We start from the raw sequence: 18,092 nt of genomic DNA on the forward strand, positions 1-18,092 counted from the left end.
GTAATACGTTCGTCATAATGGCCGCTTATAACTGTCACGCTCGCCCGCCAGCGCGGGCTCAGGAGTCTGCCGTGAGCTTTACCCCCGCCAACCGTTTGTTTCCTGCAACCCGCCTGCGTCGCAACCGTCGTGATGATTTCTCGCGTCGACTGGTCCGTGAAAACGTGTTGACCGTCGACGATCTGATCTTGCCGGTGTTCGTACTGGACGGTGAAAACCGTCGAGAAGCGGTGGCCTCGATGCCGGGCGTCGAACGCCTGACCATCGATTTGTTGCTTGAAGAAGCGGCCAAGTGGGTCGAGTTGGGGATTCCGGCGCTGGCATTGTTTCCGGTGACGCCACCAGAGCTCAAATCCCTGGACGCCGCTGAAGCCTGGAACCCGGATGGCATCGCCCAGCGCGCGACCCGAGCTCTGCGTGATCGATTCCCGGAGTTGGGTGTGATCACCGACGTCGCTCTGGACCCGTTCACCACTCACGGTCAGGACGGCATTCTCGATGAAGAAGGCTACGTGCAGAACGACATTACCGTCGACGCACTGGTTAAGCAGGCTTTGTCCCACGCTGAAGCCGGCGCTCAGGTGGTGGCCCCGTCGGACATGATGGACGGTCGCATCCAGGCGATCCGCGAGGCGCTCGAGCTGGCCGATCACGTCAATGTGCGGATCATGGCTTACTCGGCTAAATACGCCAGCGCCTATTACGGCCCGTTCCGCGATGCGGTGGGCTCGGCGCTGAACCTGGGCAAGGCCAACAAGGCCTCCTATCAAATGGACCCGGCCAACAGCAACGAAGCCCTGCACGAAGTGGCGGCGGACTTGTCAGAGGGCGCGGACATGGTCATGGTCAAACCAGGCATGCCGTATCTGGATATCCTTTGCCGGGTCAAGGAAGAGTTCAAAGTGCCGACCTTTGTCTATCAGGTCAGCGGCGAATACGCCATGCACATGGCAGCGATCCAGAATGGCTGGTTGAGCGAAGGGGTTATCCTCGAATCCCTGACCGCTTTTAAACGTGCAGGCGCTGATGGCATCCTGACTTACTTTGCCGTCCGTGCCGCTCAATTGTTACGAGAGCAAAAATAGCCCTCCCAGGAACATTCGATGAATACCGAAGGACTCACTGAAGTTGCCGTAAAAGACGCTCAACCTGTGGTGGAGCAAATCGCCGAAACCCCGCCGGAGCTGGAGCCTGCTCCACCCGCGGTGGTGGCCGAGCCCGTTGTGGCGGCGCCAGCGATTGCCATTCCCGGCCTGGATGACAGCAGCCTGTACATCCATCGTGAGCTCTCGCAACTGCAGTTCAACATCCGCGTGCTGGAACAGGCGCTGGATGAGTCTTACCCGTTGCTGGAGCGGCTGAAGTTTTTGCTGATCTTCTCCAGCAACCTGGACGAGTTCTTCGAGATTCGGGTGGCCGGCCTTAAGAAGCAGATCACCTTCGCCCGTGAACAGGCTGGCGCCGATGGCTTGCAACCGCACCAGGCCCTGGCTCGCATCAGTGAGCTGGTGCACGGCCACGTCGATCGCCAATACGCGATCCTCAACGACATTCTGTTGCCGGAACTGGAAAAACATCAGGTCCGCTTCATTCGCCGCCGCTACTGGACCACCAAGCTCAAGACCTGGGTTCGTCGTTATTTCCGCGACGAGATCGCGCCGATCATCACCCCGATCGGCCTTGACCCGACACACCCGTTTCCGTTGCTGGTGAACAAGAGCCTGAACTTCATCGTCGAGCTCGAAGGCGTCGACGCCTTCGGTCGCGATTCCGGTCTGGCGATTATCCCGGCACCGCGTCTGTTGCCGCGGATCATCAAGGTGCCGGAAGAAGTCGGTGGCCCAGGCGACAACTACGTGTTCTTGTCGTCGATGATCCACGCCCATGCCGATGACCTGTTCCAAGGCATGAAGGTCAAAGGCTGCTACCAGTTCCGCCTGACCCGTAACGCCGACCTCGCGGTCGATACCGAAGACGTGGAAGACCTGGCGCGCGCCCTGCGCGGCGAGTTGTTCTCCCGTCGCTACGGTGACGCGGTGCGGCTGGAAGTGGCCGATACCTGCCCGAAACACCTGTCCGATTACCTGCTCAAGCAGTTCAACCTGCACGAGACCGAGCTGTATCAGGTCAACGGCCCGGTCAACCTGACCCGGCTGTTCAGCATCACTGGCCTGGACAGTCATCCGGAGCTGCAATACACGCCGTTCACCCCGCAGATCCCGAAACTGCTGCAAAACAGCGAGAACATTTTCAGCGTGATCAGCAAGCAGGACATCCTGCTGCTGCACCCCTTCGAGTCGTTCACCCCGGTGGTCGACTTGCTGCGCCAGGCGGCCAAGGATCCTCACGTGTTGGCGGTTCGCCAGACGTTGTATCGCAGCGGCGCCAACTCCGAGATCGTCGATGCGCTAGTGGACGCAGCGCGTAACGGCAAGGAAGTGACCGCGGTGATCGAATTGCGCGCGCGGTTTGACGAAGAGTCCAACCTGCAACTGGCCAGCCGTCTGCAAGCGGCCGGTGCGGTAGTGATTTACGGCGTGGTCGGCTTCAAGACCCACGCCAAGATGATGCTGATTTTGCGCCGCGAGGCTGGCGAGATTGTCCGTTACGCCCACTTGGGTACCGGCAACTACCATGCGGCCAACGCCCGTCTGTACACCGACTACAGCCTGCTGACCTCCGACGATGCCTTGTGCGAAGACGTCGGCAAACTGTTCAGCCAGTTGATCGGCATGGGTAAAACCCTGCGCATGAAGAAACTGCTGCATGCGCCGTTCACGTTGAAGAAGGGCATGCTCGACATGATTGCCCGGGAGACGCAGTTTGCTCTCGACGGCAAGCCGGCGCACATCATCGCCAAGTTCAACTCGCTGACCGATCCGAAAGTCATCCGTGCGTTGTACAAGGCCAGTCAGTCCGGTGTGCGTATCGATCTGGTGGTGCGCGGCATGTGCTGCTTGCGACCGGGCATCGCCGGGGTCTCCCACAACATCCACGTGCGCTCGATCATCGGTCGCTTCCTGGAACATACCCGGGTCTTCTACTTCCTCAACGGCGGCGAAGAACAGATGTTCCTGTCCAGTGCCGACTGGATGGAGCGCAACCTCGACAAGCGCGTCGAGACTTGCTTCCCGGTCGAAGGCAAGAAGCTGATCATGCGGGTCAAGAAAGAGCTGGAGCTCTATCTCACCGACAACACCCACAGCTGGAGCCTGCAAGCGGACGGTCGCTACATCCGCAACACGCCGACCGGCAACCAGAACCCGCGCAGTGCCCAGGCAACCTTGCTTGAGCGTTTGGGCAGTCCGATTCTGGCTGTTCGTTAACGTAGATTCGGTTGATACAAAAAAAGGGCGATCCATGTGGATCGCCCTTTTTTTATCCCCGCACGAGGGGTGAATGACTTGTGGCGAGGGAGCTTGCTCCCGCTGGACTGCGCAGCAGTCCCTCTTTTTGGGGCCGCTTCGCAGCCCAGCGGGAGCAAGCTCCCTCGCCACAGGGATAGTGTTCGCTCTTTCTGGGGTTTTAGCGGACGTTGAGTACGAAGCTGACGCGGGTCAGCCACTCTGCTTCCAGGGCGAAGTCGGCCTGGGTTAACTGGTTGTCGTCCAGCCAGTGTTCCGGGAACAACACATCCAGGCTATCGCCATTGGCGTGCAGCACCACTTGTGGCATTTCCTGGGTGCCGCGGATGTGATGGAACAAAATTGCAAAGCGCAGCAGCACGCACAGGCGAATCAGCTTGATGCCGTCGTCACCAAAGTCGGCGAACTTGTCCTTGGGAATGTTGCGTCGATGGCCACGCACCAGCAGCGCGAGCATTTGCTGGTCTTCACGGGAAAATCCGGCCAGGTCCGAGTGCTCGATCAGGTAGGCGCCATGCTTGTGGTACTGATAGTGGGCGATGTCCAGGCCCACCTCATGGACCTTGGCCGCCCAACCCAGCAATTCGCGCCAGACGCCGTCATTCAGGTCCCAGTCTTCAGCCACTTGATCGAAGGCATGCAGCGCCTTGCGTTCAACACGCGCCGCTTGTTCGAGGTCGACGTGGTAACGCTCCATCAGCGAGCTGAGCGTCCGTTCACGGACGTCTTCGTGATGATGACGGCCCAGCAGGTCATAGAGCACGCCTTCGCGCAGGGCGCCTTCACAGTGATCCATGCGTTGCAGTTCGAGGGAGTCGAAGATTGCTTCGAGAATCGCCAAACCGGCGGGGAAGATCGCCCGGCGGTCGGGCTTGATGCCTTCGAAGTCGATTTTCTCGGCATCGCCGAGTTTGAACAGCTTGCGCTTGAGCCAGGCCAGGCCTTCGGCATTCACTTCGCCAGTGCCATGCCCGCCGGCCTTCAGCGCCAGGCCAATGGCGCGAATGGTGCCCGAGGAGCCGATGGCTTCATCCCAGGTCAGGCGGTGCAGGGCGTGTTCGATGCTCATGATCTCCAGCCGCGCCGCGGTATACGCCTGGGCGTAGCGGGCCGGGGTGATCTTGCCATCCTTGAAATAGCGTTGGGTGAAGCTCACGCAGCCCATTTGCAGACTTTCGCGCAACAATGGCTCGAATCTCTGCCCGATGATGAATTCAGTACTGCCGCCGCCGATATCGGCCACCAGGCGCTTGCCCGGGGTGTCGGCGAGGGTATGGGAGACGCCGAGGTAAATCAGGCGCGCTTCTTCTCGGCCGGAGATGACTTCTACCGGATGCCCGAGAATTTCTTCGGCACGGTGGATGAATTCGGCGCGGTTACGGGCTTCGCGCAGGGCGTTGGTGCCGACGATCCGCACGGTGCCGGGCGGCATACCGTTGATCAGTTGGGCGAAACGCTTCAGGCAATCGAGCCCGCGCTGCATGGATTCTTCGCTGAGTTGACGTTCTTCGTCGATGCCGGCGGCCAGCTGAACCTTCTCCCCGAGACGTTCGAGAATCCGGATTTCGCCGTTCTGGGCCTTGGCCACGACCATGTGAAAGCTGTTGGAGCCCAGGTCGATTGCGGCGATCAGGGACAGATTCTTGGCTTGGGATAGCGGCATGGTCAGGGGGTCTCGGTCGATAACCTCGACATCCTGCCACGATCAAACGCTGCCGCCAACGCGTAGGAGCTGTCGAAGGCTGCGATCTTTTACCACGGGGGGCATTCGTGGCGTTGCAGATGGCCTCTTCGCGGGCAAGCCCGCTCCCACAGGTTTTTGCGTCGAACACATGATCGCGTTCCAACAGAGAACCCTGTGGGAACGGGCTTGCCCGCGAAGGCGGCTTCAAAGGCACAAATATCCTTCAGCCTGCTGCTTCCACCGTCCCGATGAAATTCGCCAGCTCCGCCGTCTGCGGATTGGCAAACAACACCTTCGGATCCCCCACCTCATGCACCTTGCCATGGTGCATGAACACCAATTTGTCCCCCACCTCGCGGGCAAAGCGCATTTCATGGGTGACCATGATCAGCGTCATGCCCTCCTTGGCCAGTTGCCGGACCACGCTCAGCACTTCGTTGACCAGTTCCGGGTCGAGTGCCGAGGTAATCTCGTCGCACAGCAAGACTTTTGGCGACATGGCCAACGCCCGAGCAATCGCCACCCGCTGTTGCTGGCCGCCAGACAGCCGATCCGGGAAGGCATCAAACTTCTCCCCCAGACCGACCCGTTCCAGCATCTGCCGCGCCAGTTCGACGGCTTTGGCTTTCGGCACTTTCTGCACCACTTGCGGTGCGAGCATGACGTTTTCGCCCACGGTCAGGTGCGGGAATAGATTGAACTGTTGAAACACCATCCCGACTTTCTGCCGCAGGCTGCGCAGGTCGGCGCGGGCGGCGTCGAGGTATTCGCCGTCGACTTCGATCACGCCGTCATTGATCGACTCCAGACCATTGAGGGTGCGCAACAAGGTGGATTTGCCCGAGCCGCTGCGACCGATGATCGCCACCACCTGGCCTTCGTCGACACTCAGGTCGATGCCTTTGAGCACATGGTGGTCGCCGTAATATTTATGCAGGGCGGAAATTCTAAGCAGAGGCATGCAGTCTCCTTTCCAGATAGCGCGCACTGAGGGACAAGGGGTAGCAGAGCAGGAAGTAACCGAGGGCCACCAAGCCGTAGACCATAAAGGGCTCGAAGGTCGCGTTGGCGAGCATGCCGCCGGTCTTGGTCAGTTCGGTGAAGCCGATGATCGAGGTGACGGCGGTGCCTTTGACCACTTGCACCGAGAAACCCACGGTTGGCGCCACGGCGATGCGCAGGGCTTGCGGCAGGATCACGTAACGCAGTTGCTCCAGCGGGTTGAGCGCCAGGCTTGACGAGGCTTCCCACTGACCGTTGGGGATCGAATCGACGCAACCGCGCCAGATCTCCGCCAGGTAGGCGCTGGTGAACAGCGTCAAGGCAATCGCCGCCGCCATCCACGGCGAAATCTCCAGACCGGCCAATGCCACACCGAAGAACACCAGAAACAGCTGCATCAATAGCGGCGTGCCCTGGAACAGTTCGATGTAGGTGCGGGCGAAGTGGCTGGGCAGGGATTTTTTTGAAATCCGCATCACCATGATCAGCAAGCCGATAAGCCCCCCGCCGATAAACGCCACCAGCGACAATGCCAGGGTCCATTGCAGGCCCGTGAGCAGATTGCGCAGGATGTCCCAGAAGGTGAAATCGCTCATTGGCTGCTGCTCCTTGCGCTGCTGCTTCTTGAAATAAACCGTCGGCCGATCCAGTTCAGTAATTGGCGGATCAGCAGCGCCATGCACAGGTAGATCAATGTGGTCAGGGCATAGGTTTCAAAGGCGCGGAAGTTGCGCGATTGAATGAAGTTGGCGGCGAAACTCAGCTCTTCGGTGGCGATCTGCGAACAGACCGCCGAGCCGAGCATCACGATGATGATCTGGCTGCTCAGGGCCGGCCAGACCTTGCCCAGCGCCGGCAACAGAACCACGTGGCGGGAGGCTTCGAAGCGCGTCATCGCCAAGGCGGCTGCGGCTTCCAGCTGTCCGCGGGGGATCGCTTGAATGCCGGCGCGGATGATCTCGGTCGAATAGGCGCCGAGGTTGATCACCATCGCCAGCACCGCCGCCTGCCATTCGGAAATCTGCAGGCCTAGCGACGGCAAACCGAAGAAGATGAAAAACAACTGCACCAAAAATGGCGTGTTGCGGATCAACTCGACGTAAACCCCGAAAATGCCGGCGAACGGGCGGATGTTCCACGCCCGCACCAGTGCCCCGACGATGCCCAGGCTGACTCCGAGCACCGCGCCAATGGCCGTTAACTCAAGGGTGAACAGCGCACCGCGCAGCAGCAGGTCGGTGTTTTCCACCACCGGCAAGAAATCGAACTGATAAGCCATAAATCGTCTCCCGCGCGAACGATCAGAGATCGGCCGGCAGCGGCTCTTTCAGCCAGATTTGCGAATTCTTTTCCAGCGCACCGTCAGCCTTGGCCGTGGTGAGGATGTCGTTGACCTTGCCCAGCAGCGCTGGCTCGTTCTTGTTCACGCCAACGTAAACCGGCGAATCCTTGAGCTTCACTTTCAGGGCCGGCACGCGTTTCGGGTTTTTCTCGCTGATCGCCACCATCACCACGTTGCCGCTGGCGATCAGGTCGACTTGCCCTGCGAGGTAGGCAGCGATGGTCGAGTTGTTGTCTTCGAAGCGTTTGATGGTCGCGCCTTCGGGGGCAACTTTGGTCAATTCGATGTCTTCAATGGCGCCACGGGTGACGCTGATGGTTTTGCCCTTGAGATCGTCCAGGCCCTTGATGGTGGCGTCTGGCGGGCCGAACACGGCGAGGTAGAAGGGGGCGTAAGCACGGGAGAAGTCGATGACTTTTTCGCGCTCAGGGTTCTTGCCGAGGCTGGAAATCACCAGGTCGACTTTACCGGTGGTCAGAAACGGAATGCGGTTGGTGCTGTTGACTGGGGTGAGTTCAAGTTTGACCTTGAGCTGGTCGGCCAGCAGTTTGGCGGTGTCGATGTCCAGGCCCCGAGGTTTCATGTCCGGGCCGACCGAACCGAACGGCGGGAAGTCCTGGGGCACCGCGACTTTGAGGGTGCCGCGCTTGACCACATCCTCCAGACCGTCGGCGTGGGCGGGTGCCTGGCTCAGCATCAGGCTGGCAAACAGGGCTGCGAGGAGGACGCTGTAACGCATGGTCATGGCAAATCTCCGGATCGGCGGGAAGTGATTTCTGCGGATCGACAGAGCACGGGCCATGCCAAGATCAGGTTTTGGGGGGCGCAGGCCACGGTTTTGCTGGTGTCGTTCGGTCTTACTGGTCTGAACAGTTGAGTGACATTTCGCACCCTGATGGCGCACCCGTGAAAATTCCCGAACCCCCATGGGGCACGACTTGCCGGGCGTCGCGAATAGCTTTACAACTAGCCGCTCATTGGCCTGGCTCGTCTGAAAAAACCATGAACTCGATCTCCCGCGCCGTACCTGAAGTGGCGCTGCAAGCCATCCGCAAACTGATCGCCGAGCAAGGTTTCGGGGCGGGGGATGCCTTGCCCTCGCAACGGGACCTGGCGGTGCAATTGGGGGTCAGTCGGGCCTCATTGCGTGAGGCGTTATCGTCCCTGAGTGCGCTGGGCGTGATCAGTATCCAGCCAGGCAAGGGCGTGTTCGTGCAGTCACCGGTCGATCTGCCCCGGGGCGATGCGGCGCCGGGCTGGCCGTTCGCGGCTCAGGCATCGCCGCTGGACATTTTCCAGTTGCGCTACGCGCTGGAAGGTTTTGCCGCCGGGCTGGCGGCCGTGACCCTGAGCACCGATGAGCTCGATGCGCTGGAAGACAATGTCGCCGCCATGCGCAACGAACTGCGTGCCGCTGACTTCGATGCAGCGGCGCGACTGGATTTCGAGTTTCACCGGCGCATTCTTCTCGCCAGCGGCAATCAGGCGATGCTGAGCATCCTTACAGCCAGCGCCGACATCTTCCTGGAGAGCCAGAAGCTACCGTTCATCCGGGCCGAACGGGCCATGGAAACCTGGCAGGAACACCGTAAAATCCTCCGCGCGCTGGCTCGTCGGGCCTCTGGTGCCGCACAGAAGGCGATGCAAGAGCATGTGCGCAACGCCGCCCTGCGTACCGGAATTGCTTTCGTCGCTCCCGCCACCTCATGACTTGAGCTATACCCAAACTCATGGGCCACCATAGCGAGACTCAATCATCTGCGGCTTCCTGAACACGGGAAGGGCGGCTATGATGGGCCACGTTTTTTATTGCTTACAACCCGGAGACATCCATGAGCAGCGATCTTATCAAGCACGTCACCGACGCGAACTTCGAAGAAGAAGTACTGAAGGCTGCTGGCCCTGTGCTTGTTGACTACTGGGCTGAGTGGTGCGGCCCTTGCAAAATGATCGCCCCGGTTCTGGACGAAATCGCTGGCACCTACGCTGGCAAGCTGACCGTTGCCAAGCTGAACATCGACGAAAACCAGGAAACCCCGGCCAAGCACGGCGTACGTGGTATCCCGACGCTGATGCTGTTCAAGAACGGCAACGTCGAAGCCACCAAGGTTGGCGCGCTGTCGAAGTCGCAACTGGCTGCTTTCCTCGACGCCAACATCTAAGCGTTGTTATAAAGCGTCATGAAAAGGCCCCGCATTATGCGGGGCCTTTTCGTTATTGAGGGCTAGACGCTCCGAAACTCAGGTGGTACATTCGGCCCCGCACTGGTTTCTCCACTGCCCCCTGCTAGCCGTCGCCGACGCACTCCTTTTCGAATAAGTACGCGATCCTGTCGCCTTCTCTGCGGCGCGGCCTCATTAAGCCAAAAGCTTAATTTCCCCCCTCCATAAATGATTACGTCATTCCTATATGAATCTGACTGAACTCAAGCAAAAGCCGATTACCGAACTGCTCGAATTGGCCGAACAGATGGGCATAGAAAATATGGCCCGTTCGCGCAAGCAGGACGTGATTTTCTCCCTGCTCAAAAAGCACGCTAAAAGCGGCGAGGAAATCTCCGGTGATGGCGTGCTGGAGATTCTCCAGGACGGCTTCGGCTTCCTGCGCTCCGCTGACGCTTCCTATCTCGCCGGCCCAGACGATATCTACGTCTCGCCGAGCCAGATCCGCCGCTTCAACTTGCGCACCGGTGACACCATCGTTGGCAAGATCCGCCCTCCAAAGGAAGGCGAGCGGTATTTCGCGCTGCTCAAGGTCGACACGATCAACTACGATCGTCCCGAGAACGCGAAAAACAAGATTCTCTTCGAGAACCTGACCCCGCTGTTCCCGACTGTGCGCATGAAGATGGAAGCCGGCAACGGTTCCACCGAAGACTTGACCGGTCGTGTCATCGACCTGTGCGCCCCGATCGGTAAAGGCCAGCGCGGCCTGATCGTTGCACCGCCCAAAGCCGGCAAAACGATCATGCTGCAAAACATCGCGGCGAACATCGCACGTAACAATCCTGAAGTTCATCTGATCGTATTGCTGATCGACGAACGTCCGGAAGAAGTAACCGAAATGCAGCGCACCGTGCGCGGCGAAGTGGTTGCCTCGACGTTCGACGAGCCGCCAACCCGCCACGTGCAGGTTGCCGAAATGGTGATCGAGAAGGCCAAGCGCCTGGTCGAACACAAAAAGGACGTGGTGATCCTGCTCGACTCCATCACCCGTCTGGCGCGTGCCTACAACACCGTGATCCCGAGCTCCGGCAAGGTGCTGACCGGTGGTGTCGATGCCCACGCCCTGGAGAAACCGAAACGTTTCTTCGGTGCTGCACGGAACATCGAAGAAGGCGGCTCGCTGACCATCATCGCTACCGCGCTGGTTGAAACCGGCTCGAAGATGGACGAAGTGATCTACGAAGAATTCAAAGGCACCGGCAACATGGAACTGCCTCTGGATCGCAAGATCGCCGAAAAGCGTGTGTTCCCGGCCATCAACATCAACCGTTCCGGTACTCGCCGCGAAGAGTTGCTGACGGCCGACGACGAACTGCAGCGTATGTGGATCCTGCGCAAGCTGCTGCACCCGATGGATGAAGTCTCTGCCATCGAGTTCCTGGTCGACAAGCTGAAACAGACCAAGACCAACGACGAGTTCTTCCTGTCGATGAAACGTAAGTAACACGAAGTACTGTCTGGTCCTGAAGCAGGTTTAACCCATTCAGGACGAGACATACGCTTCAAAAAGGGCGCCCCGAAAGGGCGCTCTTTTTTTTGCGCAGGGTTTTTTGTATCTGGATTGATACTTACTGTGCTGTAAACTGGCGCCCATTCAATGGGGGCCGCCGCCCGCCAACAGCGGATCTATCGCCTCTGCATTCCATCTTGCTGGCGATTGAATCAATTGTTCTGACAGGTCTTTCCCTGAGTTGACCTCCGTCGAATATCCGCAGTCGCGATCGGTGAGTCCCATTTTCAATCGGCTTTGTATCTGAAGCGACAACGTTATGCACACATTTGGCAATCGCCGTGATATCGACGGATTGCGGGCCCTGGCCGTTATTCCAGTCGTGCTGTTTCATTTTGGCTTCAGCACTTTCAGCGGTGGCTTTGTCGGTGTTGATGTCTTCTTTGTCATTTCCGGGTTCCTGATTACCAGCATCCTGTTTCGTGAGATCGGCGCCCAGCGTTTCAGCTTCGTCGATTTCTGGGCTCGCCGTGCACGACGGATCATTCCGGCCTTGAGCGTGGTGCTGCTGGCGACGCTGGCTCTGGGCTGGTTGTTACTGACGGCCAAGGACTTCTCCGAGCTGGGAAGGACGGTTCGTTATCAGTCGCTGTTTATTTCAAACATTCTGTTCATGCGCGAAGACGGCTATTTCCAGCCCGCGTCGGATTTGAAACCGTTGCTTCATACCTGGTCCCTGGCCGTTGAAGAGCAGTACTACATCTTCTTTCCGTTGTTGATGGTGTTGTTGATGCGCCATGTTCGTCATTGGCGCTGGATGCTGTTTGCCGTGCTGCTGGTGTCTTTCGGGCTCAATATCGCCTATATCGAGCGCAAGCCCGATGTCGCTTTCTTCTCGCTGCCGACACGTGCCTGGGAGCTGTTGTGCGGTGCCATGCTTGCGGTCTTGCCTGCGTCAAAACAAGCCGTGCGGCCCTGGCTCTATCAGTCTGTCGGGGTGGCCGGGTTGATGGCTGTCCTGGTCGCGGTTTTCACCTTTGACAAGGCTACGGTGTTCCCAGGCTGGGCGGCTTTGCTACCCGTGCTCGGCGCCACCGCGCTGATCTGGTCTGGCGGGCACGGTTCTACATGGGCCGGTCAGGTGTTGAGTTCTCGGGCGCTGGTATGGATCGGCTTGCTCTCCTATTCCTTGTATTTGTGGCACTGGCCGGTCTATGTCTACGCCAATGCCATCTCGATCGACGGCATTCAGCCCTTGGAGGCTACGGGCTGGATACTATTGGCGCTCGGCCTTGCATGGTTGAGCTGGCGCTTCGTCGAACTTCCATTTCGTGAACGCCGCCTGCTTGCCGGACGCAAACCCGTGTTGTTGGGGGGCTTGCTGGCCATGGCCGCTCTGGCAGTCACAGGTTCGATGGTGCGATCGGCGGACGGTTTTCCTCAGCGCCTTACCGGCAAAGCGCTGGAATATGCGCAGTCTCGGGATTGGCGGGCCGGGCAGATGAAATGCTTGTTGGTAACCTCGGACAAAAAACTGGACAAGGCGTGTCTGGTGGGGGGTAACGAAGAGGTTCCGGCGACGCAAATGTTCTGGGGCGACAGTCACGCAGCCGCGCTGTTGCCTGCGATCGAAAGTAGCGCAAAGCGCGAGAGTCGCCCGGTGTGGCTTTACAGCATGAGTGCCTGTCCGCCGATCCAGAGCAATGACGTGCGTCAGCGTTGCAAGGACTTCAACGAACAGACAATGGAGCGGGTTCGTAGCCTGCAGATTAAGGATGTGGTGCTGGCAGCCAATTGGAGTCTTTACGTTTACGGTCGCGAAGACGGCGATAAAAAGGTTCTGCTCAATCAGCATGACAATACGACCCGGGCCGAGGAACGCATGGCCACAGCGCTCAAGGCACGGGTGACGGCATTAAGGGCGGCGGGCGCGCAAGTCTGGTTGTTCAAGGAAGTGCCGCTGCAGCGCAAGGGCTCCATCGATCGACTGACGAGTCTGGCCCAGGTCGGTCGTTCGGCCGAGGGGCTGGGTCGACCACTCGAAGAGCACCTGGCGCGCCAGCATTTTCTCAGTACCTTGTTCAACTCGATGAGCGCCGCCGACCCAGGTGTACATGTTATCGATCCTACGCCGTTGATGTGTGCGAACCAGATTTGCAGTATCGAGGTCAATGGCCATTCGCAGTACAAGGACGAGGATCATCTGTCAGACACAGGCAGTGTCCGGTTGAGTCCATTGTTTGCTCCGGTGCTGCTGGGTGCAAATCACAATTGATTGCTGGCTATGCACTGACAGGCTGCTGTTTGGTCGGCAGAGCAGGTAGGATGTACGCCTATTTTAGGGGTGCCATCGTCAATGAAATTCAAGGATCTTCGGGATTTCGTGCAGCAGCTTGAGCAGCGCGGAGAGTTGAAACGCATCCAGATCCCCGTCTCTCCAGTGCTGGAGATGACCGAAGTCTGTGATCGCACGCTGCGTGCCAAAGGCCCGGCGCTGCTGTTCGAAAAACCCACCGGTTATGACATTCCAGTACTCGGCAACCTGTTCGGCACCCCCGAGCGCGTGGCGCTGGGCATGGGAGCGGAAGCGGTCAGCGAGTTGCGCGAAATCGGCAAGCTGTTGGCGTTCCTCAAGGAGCCCGAGCCGCCGAAGGGCCTGAAGGACGCTTGGTCCAAGTTGCCGATTTTCCGCAAGATCATTGCCATGGCGCCGAAAGTCGTCAAAGACGCGGTGTGCCAGGAAGTGGTCATCGAAGGCGACGATGTCGATCTGGCGATGTTGCCGGTACAGACCTGCTGGCCGGGCGACGTCGGTCCGCTGATTACTTGGGGTCTGACCGTCACCAAAGGTCCGAACAAGGATCGCCAGAACCTCGGTATCTACCGTCAGCAAGTGATCGGCCGCAACAAGGTGATCATGCGCTGGTTGAGCCACCGTGGCGGCGCGCTGGATTACCGTGAGTGGTGCGAGAAACACCCTGGCCAGCCGTTCCCTGTCTCTGTGGCCTTGGGCGCTGACCCGGCAACCATTCTTGGCGCCGTGACGCCGGTGCCGGACAGCCTCTCCGAATACGCTTTCGCCGGTCTGTTGCGCGGCAATCGCACCGAACTGGTGAAGTGCCGCGGCAACGACCTGCAAGTGCCGGCCACCGCCGAGATCATCCTCGAAGGCGTGATCCATCCGGGCGAAATGGCCGATGAAGGCCCGTATGGCGACCATACCGGCTACTACAACGAAGTCGACAGCTTCCCGGTGTTCACCGTCGAGCGCATTACCCACCGGATCAAACCGATCTACCACAGCACCTACACCGGCCGTCCGCCGGATGAGCCGGCGATTCTCGGTGTGGCGCTGAACGAAGTGTTCGTGCCGATCCTGCAAAAGCAGTTTCCGGAGATCACCGACTTCTACCTGCCGCCCGAAGGCTGTTCGTACCGCATGGCCATCGTGACCATGAAGAAGTCGTATCCGGGGCATGCCAAGCGGGTCATGCTCGGTGTCTGGTCGTTTTTGCGACAGTTCATGTACACCAAGTTCGTTATCGTCACTGACGACGATATCAATGCACGGGACTGGAACGACGTGATCTGGGCCATCACCACGCGCATGGACCCCAAGCGTGACACGGTGATGATCGACAACACGCCGATCGACTACCTGGACTTCGCCTCGCCGGTCTCCGGCCTGGGTTCGAAGATGGGGCTCGATGCCACACATAAATGGCCGGGCGAAACCACTCGCGAGTGGGGCCGGGTCATCGTCAAGGATGAAGCCGTTACCCAACGGATCGATGCCATCTGGAATCAATTAGGAATAGATTGATGCGTGTAACCTTGCAGCCCTCCGGAGCAGTGCTAGAGATTCTGCCCGGCGAGCGAATTCTCGATGGCGCGCGGCGCCTGGGCTATGAATGCCCGCAAAGCTGTCGCAATGGCAATTGCCATGTGTGCGGCGCGTTGCTGGTGGAAGGGCGGGTCGAACAAGCCGGTGATGTGCGCGACCATGGCGAGTTCTACACTTGCATTGCAGAGCCGCTGGAAGACTGCATCGTGCTGTGGGATGGCGTGCTTGCGCTGGGAGAATTGCCGGTGCGTAGCGTGTCGTGTCAGGTCATTGAATGCAGAGACGTCGGCGGCGATACCTGGCGCGTGCGTCTGCGTGCGCCCGCGGGCAAGCCGCCGCGCTATCACGCCGGTCAATACCTGATGATCGAGCGTGAGAATGGCGAGAAGTCTGCCTTCTCCCTGGCCTCTGCACCGCATTCCGGCCGCGATCTGGAAATTCACGTACTGGCGCGCGAAAGCAGTGCGCTGAGCCTGATCGAACAGCTTCAGCGCAACCCGATGGTGCGCATCGAGATGCCGTTCGGCGATACCCATCTGGCGGAACTGCCGGACGGTCCATTGGTACTGATTGCTGCCGGAACCGGCATGGGCCAGATCCACAGCCTGATCGAACATTGCCGGGCCACGGGTTTCAAGTATCCGGTGCACCTGTATTGGGGCGTGCGTCGTCCCGAAGACTTTTATGACATTGAGCATTGGGATGAATGGGAAAAACTGCCCAATCTATTCCTGCATAAAGTCGTCAGCGATCAATGTGGCTGGGGCGGGCGCTGCGGTATGTTGCATCAGGCGGTGTGCGAAGATTTCCCTGATCTGAAAGCCCTGCACGTCTACGCCAGCGGTTCTCCGGCCATGGTCTATGGCACGCTGGATGCGTTGGTCGAAGCAGGGATGGATGCCCATCAAATGCGCGCGGATGTTTTCGCTTACGCGCCTCGATCTTGATCCCCGATTTTGGTCCTCGATCTAAATCGTTATAACTCCCCATATAGCCGATCGGTATTTATAGATTTATATAAATACCGGTAGGTTATATGTCATTCAGGCAATAAGTTTTAGAGCGCCGCATGGCACTTAAATTGCCTTAAAACTTATGTGCCTTATTGTTACAACGGTGCGTTCTATTAAGTAATTCTTCACTCGCGGGGAGCTGAACGCTATTCGCCATGAGCGCCATTGAATCTGCTTTTTTGAATCTGGCTTACCCTCCGCGGCTCGATCTGGGGCCGCAGCTTACGCACGAACAATTACTCGGCTCAATGCAGGCGACCATGGCGCGCCACAAGGGCGGGCCGGTCTGGCTATTCGCTTATGGTTCGCTGATCTGGCGTCCTGAATGTGCGGCGGTTGAGCGTGTACGCGGGCGTGTGCATGGCTACCATCGCGGTTTGTACCTGTGGTCCCACGAACATCGCGGTACGCCGGAAGTGCCAGGGCTGGTGTTTGGCCTGGATCGTGGCGGCTCATGCAGCGGGTTTGCCTACCGCTTGCCCGAAGAACAACTCGAAGCTTCGCTTTATGCACTTTGGCAACGTGAAATGCCATTCCCGTCCTATCGCCCACATTGGCTCAACTGCCGTCTTGAAGACGGAAGCCAGGTTCAGGCATTGGGATTTGTATTGGAGCGGCATCTGCCCAGCTACGCCGGCAACTTGCCGGATCACGTGTTGAGCCACGTGTTCGAAAACGCTTGCGGGCGTTACGGCACCACTCGCGAGTATGTCGAGCAGACCGCCAACGCCCTGCGTAGCCACGCCATGCCAGACCGGAATCTGGAGGCGCGGCTCAAGCGCTGCAAATCAAAGGCCGATCAGGCGATTGCTTCGCGGCTCTGACTGGCGACGTTCTTGTGACCCAGAGTAGGTGCCAGGAACGCCATCGCCAGCAGGCAGGCAACGACCAGCAGGATGAAGCCGCCATCCCAGCCGAAATAGTCCACCGTGTAGCCCATCAGCGCACTGGCCGCGACTGAACCACCCAAGTAACCGAACAGGCCGGTAAAGCCTGCAGCCGTACCCGCGGCCTTCTTCGGAACCAGTTCCAGCGCTTGCAACCCCACCAGCATCACCGGGCCATAGATCAGGAAGCCGATCGCGAACAGCGAGATCATGTCGACCATCGGGTTACCCGGCGGATTCAGCCAATACACGATCGTCGCAACGGTCACCAATGCCATGAACACCATGCCCGTCAGGCCACGGTTGCCCCGGAAGATCTTGTCCGACATCCAGCCGCACAGCAGCGTACCGGGAATGCCCGCCCACTCGTACAGGAAATAAGCCCACGACGTCTTGTCGAAATCGAAGTGCTTGACCTCTTTAAGGTAGGTCGGCGCCCAATCCAGAATGCCGTAGCGCAACAAGTAGACGAAGACGTTGGCCAACGCGATGAACCAGAGCATTTTGTTGCGCAGCACGTATTTCACGAAGATGTCCTTGGCGCTGAATTCTTCTTCGTGACTGGCGTCGTAGCCTTCCGGGTAATCGTTCTTGTACTTCTCAATGGGCGGCAAGCCCGTCGATTGGGGGGTATCGCGCATGACAATGAAGGCAAATACAGCGACCAGCAACGCCACCGCTGCCGGAACGTAGAACTTGCTGTGCCAGTCGTTGAACCAGCCCATGCCGAGGATCGCCAGCGGGCCGATCAAGCCGCCGCCGACGTTATGTGCGGTGTTCCATACCGAAACCACACCGCCGCGTTCTTTCTGCGACCACCAGTGCACCATGGTGCGCCCGCTCGGTGGCCAACCCATGCCTTGCGCCCAGCCGTTGATGAACAACAGGATGAACATCATGGTCACGCTGGACGTCGCCCACGGCGCGAAACCGAAAACGAACATCACCCCAGCGGACACAATCAGGCCAAAGGGCAGGAAGTAACGAGGGTTGGAGCGGTCGGACACGATGCCCATCAAAAACTTTGAAAGACCGTAGGCGATCGCAATCGCCGACATCGCCACCCCGAGTTGGCCTTTTGTATAGCCTTGGGCGATCAGATCCGGAAATGCCAGGGTGAAGTTCTTGCGCAGCAGGTAGTAACCCGCATACCCAATGAAAATCCCGGCGAAGATCTGCCAGCGAAGGCGTCGGTAGGTGCTGTCTATTTTTTCTTCAGGCAATGGAGCCTGATGTGCGGCAGGACGAAAGAAAGCAAACATTCAAGAGCTCCAGATTTC

Annotated in this window: 15 protein-coding genes; 9 read left to right on the forward strand and 6 right to left on the reverse strand. The window is 58.9% G+C overall.

What is annotated here, in order from left to right; genetic code table 11:
* Positions 1 to 71 precede the first annotated feature (71 nt).
* Together hemB and ppk1 are read left to right on the forward strand one after the other, a co-directional pair.
* Entirely contained in the window at positions 72 to 1,085 is a 1,014-nt protein-coding gene (gene hemB / locus AB4O41_RS18100) for a porphobilinogen synthase (RefSeq protein WP_460144161.1), read from the forward strand.
* Between the two features lie 18 nt (positions 1,086 to 1,103).
* Positions 1,104 to 3,326, forward strand: coding sequence for a polyphosphate kinase 1 (gene ppk1, locus AB4O41_RS18105; protein WP_367373397.1), 2,223 nt, complete (start codon positions 1,104 to 1,106; stop codon positions 3,324 to 3,326).
* Between the two features lie 199 nt (positions 3,327 to 3,525).
* On the opposite strand, the gene ppx is transcribed toward ppk1, so the two are convergent.
* The 5 genes from ppx to AB4O41_RS18130 form a co-directional block, all read right to left on the reverse strand.
* Positions 3,526 to 5,028 (reverse strand): exopolyphosphatase, encoded by a 1,503-nt coding sequence (gene ppx, locus AB4O41_RS18110; protein ID WP_367373396.1) that lies wholly within the window; start codon positions 5,026 to 5,028, stop codon positions 3,526 to 3,528.
* A gap of 244 nt (positions 5,029 to 5,272) precedes the next feature.
* On the reverse strand, positions 5,273 to 6,010 hold the full coding sequence (locus tag AB4O41_RS18115; RefSeq protein ID WP_460144162.1) for an amino acid ABC transporter ATP-binding protein: 738 nt from the start codon (positions 6,008 to 6,010) through the stop codon (positions 5,273 to 5,275).
* Positions 5,997 to 6,647, reverse strand: a complete 651-nt coding sequence (locus AB4O41_RS18120) for an amino acid ABC transporter permease (RefSeq protein ID WP_460144163.1) — start codon at positions 6,645 to 6,647, stop codon at positions 5,997 to 5,999. Before AB4O41_RS18120 ends, AB4O41_RS18115 begins: the two co-directional genes overlap by 14 nt.
* Positions 6,644 to 7,330, reverse strand: a complete 687-nt coding sequence (locus AB4O41_RS18125; RefSeq protein WP_460144164.1) for an amino acid ABC transporter permease — start codon at positions 7,328 to 7,330, stop codon at positions 6,644 to 6,646. Before AB4O41_RS18125 ends, AB4O41_RS18120 begins: the two co-directional genes overlap by 4 nt.
* Before the next feature lie 22 nt (positions 7,331 to 7,352).
* Positions 7,353 to 8,138: a transporter substrate-binding domain-containing protein gene (locus AB4O41_RS18130; protein ID WP_460144165.1), complete on the reverse strand. Its 786-nt coding sequence runs from the start codon at positions 8,136 to 8,138 to the stop codon at positions 7,353 to 7,355.
* Positions 8,139 to 8,395: 257 nt separating this feature from the next.
* On the opposite strand from AB4O41_RS18130, the gene AB4O41_RS18135 reads away from it, so the two are divergent.
* From AB4O41_RS18135 to AB4O41_RS18165, 7 genes are all read left to right on the forward strand, one after another.
* Positions 8,396 to 9,103, forward strand: a complete 708-nt coding sequence (locus AB4O41_RS18135; RefSeq protein ID WP_038980830.1) for a FadR/GntR family transcriptional regulator — start codon at positions 8,396 to 8,398, stop codon at positions 9,101 to 9,103.
* A gap of 122 nt (positions 9,104 to 9,225) precedes the next feature.
* Positions 9,226 to 9,555: a thioredoxin TrxA gene (trxA, locus tag AB4O41_RS18140; RefSeq protein WP_007899382.1), complete on the forward strand. Its 330-nt coding sequence runs from the start codon at positions 9,226 to 9,228 to the stop codon at positions 9,553 to 9,555.
* Between the two features lie 247 nt (positions 9,556 to 9,802).
* Positions 9,803 to 11,062, forward strand: a complete 1,260-nt coding sequence (gene rho, locus AB4O41_RS18145) for a transcription termination factor Rho (RefSeq protein ID WP_007899384.1) — start codon at positions 9,803 to 9,805, stop codon at positions 11,060 to 11,062.
* Between the two features lie 325 nt (positions 11,063 to 11,387).
* Entirely contained in the window at positions 11,388 to 13,343 is a 1,956-nt protein-coding gene (locus AB4O41_RS18150) for an acyltransferase family protein (protein ID WP_460144166.1), read from the forward strand.
* A gap of 81 nt (positions 13,344 to 13,424) precedes the next feature.
* The gene (gene ubiD, locus AB4O41_RS18155; RefSeq protein ID WP_129440127.1) at positions 13,425 to 14,891 is read left to right on the forward strand and encodes a 4-hydroxy-3-polyprenylbenzoate decarboxylase; all 1,467 of its coding nucleotides are present in this window, start codon (positions 13,425 to 13,427) and stop codon (positions 14,889 to 14,891) included.
* Positions 14,891 to 15,859: a CDP-6-deoxy-delta-3,4-glucoseen reductase gene (locus AB4O41_RS18160; protein ID WP_460144167.1), complete on the forward strand. Its 969-nt coding sequence runs from the start codon at positions 14,891 to 14,893 to the stop codon at positions 15,857 to 15,859. The genes ubiD and AB4O41_RS18160 overlap by 1 nt, the downstream gene beginning before the upstream one ends.
* 221 nt (positions 15,860 to 16,080) lie before the next feature.
* Positions 16,081 to 16,749, forward strand: coding sequence for a gamma-glutamylcyclotransferase (locus AB4O41_RS18165; protein WP_460144168.1), 669 nt, complete (start codon positions 16,081 to 16,083; stop codon positions 16,747 to 16,749).
* Here the strand turns inward: AB4O41_RS18165 and glpT are convergent.
* The gene (gene glpT, locus AB4O41_RS18170; RefSeq protein ID WP_008012529.1) at positions 16,725 to 18,074 is read right to left on the reverse strand and encodes a glycerol-3-phosphate transporter; all 1,350 of its coding nucleotides are present in this window, start codon (positions 18,072 to 18,074) and stop codon (positions 16,725 to 16,727) included. The two genes, AB4O41_RS18165 and glpT, sit on opposite strands and share 25 nt — an antisense overlap.
* Positions 18,075 to 18,092: the final 18 nt, after the last annotated feature.

Source organism: Pseudomonas sp. S2_A02, assembly GCF_054668495.1.